This window comes from Candidatus Protofrankia californiensis (genome assembly GCF_900634765.1).
GTDB lineage: Bacteria > Actinomycetota > Actinomycetes > Frankiales > Frankiaceae > Protofrankia > Protofrankia californiensis.
In genome coordinates this window covers 1-4,970 of record NZ_CAAAFT010000388.1, presented here as the reverse complement: position 1 = coordinate 4,970, position 4,970 = coordinate 1, and the positions used below count along the sequence as shown (strand labels likewise).

Here is a 4,970-nt window from a genome sequence, read left to right as displayed (position 1 = left end):
CGCCTGGCGGGCGTGGAAGTGGATCGCAAGATCCTCTCCGATCTCGCGGTGACGGACCCGGCGGCGTTCACCGCACTGGTCGAAGTGGCGCGAGCCGCGCTGCCACCGGTGCCGCAGCAGCCCCAGGCAGCCTGAGGGAGTCGCCGGACGGCACTGTTTCGCATCCGTCGGTTCCGCGTCCATCGGTGGTTCCGGACCCGCCCGGCCCGCGTTCGGCGCGGGTGCTCGCCGCGCGGCGCCTGCGCCGTCCCGCGGCCCGGCGTGTCCGAGGCCAGTTTCTGGTCGAAGGACCCCAGGCTGTCACCGCAGGGCTTGCGGCCGGGGCGCTGCGGGAGATATTCGTCGGCTCGTCAGCGGTCGACCGGTACGTGGAGCTCGTCCACACAGCGGGGATACCGGTGCGGGTCGTCTCCGACGACGCGGTGGCTTCACTGTCCGAGACCGTGACCCCACAAGGGGTGGTTGCCCTGGCCGAGTATCCGCACCATCGGATCGCCGACCTCGGTGAACCCCGCCTCGTGGCGATCTGTGTCGACACCCAGGATCCGGGTAACGCGGGGACGATCGTCCGGTCGGCGGACGCCGCCGGCGCGGACGCGGTGGTGTTCGCGGGGTCATCGGTGGACCCGTTCGGAGGGAAGGCGGTCCGCGCGTCCGCGGGCAGCATCTTCCACCTGCCGGTCGTCACCGATATCGGCGTGGACGACGCGGTGCGACAGCTACGGGACCACGGTTGTCGTATCGTGGCGACCACGCCCCTCGCGCCGCGCGACATAGACACCGCACAGGACGCGGGGGAGCTGGACACACCCACCGGATGGCTGTTCGGTAACGAGGCACGAGGTTTGCCGCGCGCTACCGTAGTGTCCGCGGACGCGGTACTTCGGGTACCGGTGTACGGTCAGGCCGAGTCGCTGAATCTTGCGGTGGCCACGGCGATCTGCCTGTACGCGTCAGCGCGCGCACAGGCGAGGCTCGGATCCGGCGCGGCAGGCGTCGGGGGAGGTGAACGGCTGTGACGCACACGGTCACGTCGGCCCCCGACCAGGCTTGCAAGCCAGAGGTCGACGGGGATGCGATCCCCGCCCCCGGCCCGCGGGCGGATGGGATGCCCCACCTCGAGGCGCCCGCCGCCCAGACGCCGCCCGCGCTGCCGGTGAACTGGGACGATCTCCCGGACGGGATCGTGGTCGTGGACCGCGAGGGTCGGGTCGAGGTGTTCAACGCCGCCGCCGCCAAGATGACCGGTGTGGCCGCGGCGGCAGCGCCCGGGCGTCACCTCACCGACGTCCTGCCGCTGCTGGACGAGCGGGGCAATGACTGGTGGGAGTGCTCGCGGACGAGCCGCGACCTGCCGCGGGTGACCGGCCAGCCCGAGCGCCGCCTGACCCTGGCCCGCACCGGCGACGAGCGCGATCTCAATGTTACCGTCCGTTATATCCGTGTGGACGGCCGGCTGGCGCACGTTTCGTTGTCCCTGCGGGACACGGCCAGCCGGGAGCGCCTCGAACGCAACCGCGCCGACCTGGTCTCGACCGTCGCCCACGAGCTGCGCTCGCCGCTGACGAGCGTCAAGGGCTTCACCGCCACCCTGCTGGCGAAGTGGGACCGCTTCACCGAAGAACAGAAGAAGCTCATGCTCAACACCGTCAACACCGACGCCGACCGGGTGACCCGGCTGCTCGCGGAGGTGCTCGACGTCTCGCGCATCGACTCCGGCCGGATCCAGATGCGCAAGCAGATCGTGGACCTCGCGCAGACCCTGCGCCGGGTCGTCGACGGCAAGGTCGCGGCGGGCGAGGCCACCCACGACCGGTTTGTGATGCGTACCGAGGGTGAGCTACCCGAGATGTGGCTCGATTCCGACAAGATCGAGCAGGTGCTGCACAACCTGGTGGACAACGCCCTGCGGCACGGTGCCGGTACCGTCACCATCGTCATGCGTGGTACACCGATCGGAGCCGAGGTCAGCGTGGCCGACGAGGGTGAGGGCGTGCCCGAGGCGAGTGCCTCCCGGGTCTTCACGAAGTTCTGGCGCGGGGCGACCCGCGGGAACGGCACGGGCCTCGGGCTCTACATCGCCAGGGCGCTCATCGAGGCTCACGGCGGGACCATCACGGTCGGCCGGGTACCCGGTGGCGGCGCGGAGTTTCGATTTGTGGTGCCCGCCGGGGCACCGGTCTTCGCCTGAGCCTGGCCGTCCTGGCCGTCTGACCGTTCGACGGTCCGGTATGACGGTCCGGTCCGGACGCGAGGAGCGACAGTCACCCGGCGGGCGTCCCGACCTGAGCCCCGTCAGCACCATCGGCAAGCAACCACCATCGACGAGCAACACCATCAACGAGGATGACCAGCGTGCCCCCGTCCACACAGAACGCTGACCCGAACCGGTCGAACGCGCACGAACCCTCGGCGGCGACCGCCGGAGATGACCCCGGACGCGTCGACCCGAACCGTGCCGATCCGAACCGTGCCGACCCGGGACGTACCGACCCGGCTCCGGCGGACCACAATGCACTCGATCCCGACCGGCTCGACCAGGTGTGCGCTCAGGCGTCCGCCGCGATCGCGACCGCGGGGGACCTCGACGAACTCGCCGCACTGCGGACCCTGCACCTGGACGGCCGGGGTGCTCCGCTGGTGCTCGCCCGCCGCGAGCTCGGTGCCCTGCCACAGGCCGAGCGTGCCGCGGCCGGGCGCCGGCACAACGCCGCCGCCGCGTCCGTCCGCGCGGCCTACGAGGCACGGCTGGCCGAGCTGACCGCCGAGCGTGATGCGCGGGTGCTCGTCGAGGAGCGCGTCGACGTCACCCTTCCCGGCGCCCGCCGCCCGCGGGGGGCCCGCCACCCGCTCACGACCCTGTCCGACCACCTTGTGGACGTGTTCGTGGCAATGGGCTACGAGGTGGCCGAAGGACCGGAGGCCGAGCACGACTGGTTCAACTTCGAGGCGTTGAACCTCGGTCCGGACCATCCGGCCCGAAGCTCGCACGACACCCTGTACGTCGACCCGGTGGGCAGCGGGCTGCTGCTGCGCACGCACACCTCGCCGGTACAGATCCGCACGCTGCTGTCCCGGCCGCTGCCCGTGTACGTGGTGTGCCCTGGGCGGACGTACCGTAACGACGCGGTCGACGCCACGCATTCGCCGGTGTTCGGCCAGATCGAGGGCTTGGCAGTGGACGAGGGCATCACCATGGCCGACCTACGCGGGACTCTCGAGGTCTTCGCCCAGGCGCTGTTCGGTTCGGGCCTGGCGACGCGCCTGCGGCCGTCCTACTTCCCGTTCACCGAGCCGTCGGCCGAGCTCGACGTCGCCTGCTTCGCCTGCCGTGGTGAGTCCTCCCGCCAGCCGTGCCGGGTGTGCTCCGACGAGGGCTGGATCGAGGTCGGGGGCTGCGGGATGGTCGATCCGAACGTGCTGGTCGCCTGCGGGATCGATCCGGCCCGCTACAGCGGGTTCGCGTTCGGGATGGGCCTGGAACGCGCCGCGATGATCCGCCACGACGTCCACGAGATCCGTGACTTCGTCGACGGTGACGTCCGCTTCGGCCTTGCACTCGGGACGGGGAACTGACGATGAAGATCGTGATGTCATGGCTGCGCGAGGCCGTCCCGGCCCTGCCGCCGGCGAAGGCTGTCGCCGAGGCGCTCATCCGGGCCGGTTTCGAGGTGGAGGCCGTCGAGTCCGTCGGGCACGACCTCGCCGGCGTCGTCGTCGGCGAGGTCGTGTCGATCGAGCTTGTCCGGACCAAGAAAAAGGACGTGCGCTGGGTGCAGGTCCGGGTGGCCGAGACCGGCACCCGCGGTGTGATCTGCGGTGCGTTCAACTTCGAGGTCGGCAACCGGGTGGCCGTCGCGCTGCCCGGCGCGGTGCTGCCCGGCGGTTTCACCATCACCGCCCGCAAGACCTACGGACAGGTCAGCGAGGGGATGATCTGTTCGGCCAGCGAACTGGGTATCGGTGACGACCACAGCGGGATCCTCGTCCTGCCGCCCGGCACCCCGCTGGGGGCCGATGTCGCCGAGCTGCTGGAACTTGCCGACGACGTGCTGGACATAGCCGTCACCCCGGACCGGGGTTACGGCCTGTCCCTGCGCGGGATCGCCCGGGAGGCGGCGACCGCGTTCGGGCTGGCCTTCGACGACCCCGCCGTGGTCGCAGCCGTACCCGGCGGTCGCGACGGCGTCCGCGAGCAGGCGGCGCCGGGGCATCTCGAGCATGTGGTGCCCGAGCAGGCCGTGCCCGAGCGGGGCGCGGTGGGCTATCCGGTCGTGGTGGAGGACACCGCCGCCTGCAGCCGGTATGTCGCCCGGGTCGTCACCGGGGTCCGTCCGGGCGCGGTGACGCCGCTGCGGCTCGCCCGGCGTCTTGCGCTGTCGGGTATGCGGCCCATCTCGGTGCCGGTCGACGTCACAAATTTGATCATGTTGGGACTGGGTCAGCCGCTGCACGCCTTCGACCGGGCGAAACTGTCCGGTCCGATCGTGGTGCGCCGCGCCCGTGACGGGGAGCGGCTGGTCACCCTCGACGGCGTCAAGCGTGAGCTCGACCCGGAAGACCTCGTCATCGCCGACGACTCCGGGCCCGTGGCACTCGCCGGGGTCATGGGTGGCGCCTCCACCGAGATCTCCTCCGACACCACCGAGATCCTCATCGAGGCAGCCCACTTCGACCCGGTCGCGGTGGCCCGTACGGCCCGGCGCCACCAGCTCGGCTCCGAGGCGTCACGCCGGTTCGAGCGGGGCGTCGATCCCGCGCTTGCGCCGGCGGCGGCCCGCGCTGCCCTGCGCCTGCTCGCCGAGCTCGCCGGGGCCACGGCCGAGACGGGCGTGACCGACATCGATCACCGTCCGTCGCCGCGGACCATCACGTTCCCGCTGGCCGAGACAGCTCGCCTGGGTGGGCGTCCCTACCCGGAGGAGGTCGTCCGGCGCCGGCTGGTCGAGGTCGGCTGCACGGTCGCCGAC

4 protein-coding genes and 1 pseudogene are annotated in these 4,970 nt (G+C 71.4%); all 5 read left to right on the top strand.

The window, feature by feature from the left end:
• Positions 1 to 135: pseudogene (locus DD1DGNOD_RS19865) on the top strand (50S ribosomal protein L20); the annotation flags it as partial.
• 50 nt (positions 136 to 185) lie between these two features.
• A complete protein-coding gene (locus tag DD1DGNOD_RS19860) occupies positions 186 to 1,019 on the top strand; it encodes a TrmH family RNA methyltransferase (protein WP_131770801.1) in 834 nt (277 codons plus the stop codon).
• 89 nt (positions 1,020 to 1,108) lie between these two features.
• The gene (locus DD1DGNOD_RS19855; protein WP_346434357.1) at positions 1,109 to 2,191 is read left to right on the top strand and encodes a sensor histidine kinase; all 1,083 of its coding nucleotides are present in this window, start codon (positions 1,109 to 1,111) and stop codon (positions 2,189 to 2,191) included.
• Positions 2,192 to 2,355: 164 nt separating this feature from the next.
• Positions 2,356 to 3,576 carry a phenylalanine--tRNA ligase subunit alpha gene (gene pheS, locus DD1DGNOD_RS19850; RefSeq protein WP_346434356.1) on the top strand — a complete coding sequence of 407 codons (1,221 nt, stop codon included), beginning with the start codon at positions 2,356 to 2,358 and terminating at the stop codon, positions 3,574 to 3,576.
• 2 nt (positions 3,577 to 3,578) lie between these two features.
• Positions 3,579 to 4,970, top strand: a 1,392-nt coding sequence (locus tag DD1DGNOD_RS19845; RefSeq protein ID WP_131770799.1) for a phenylalanine--tRNA ligase subunit beta, incomplete at its 3' end; no start/stop codon positions are given.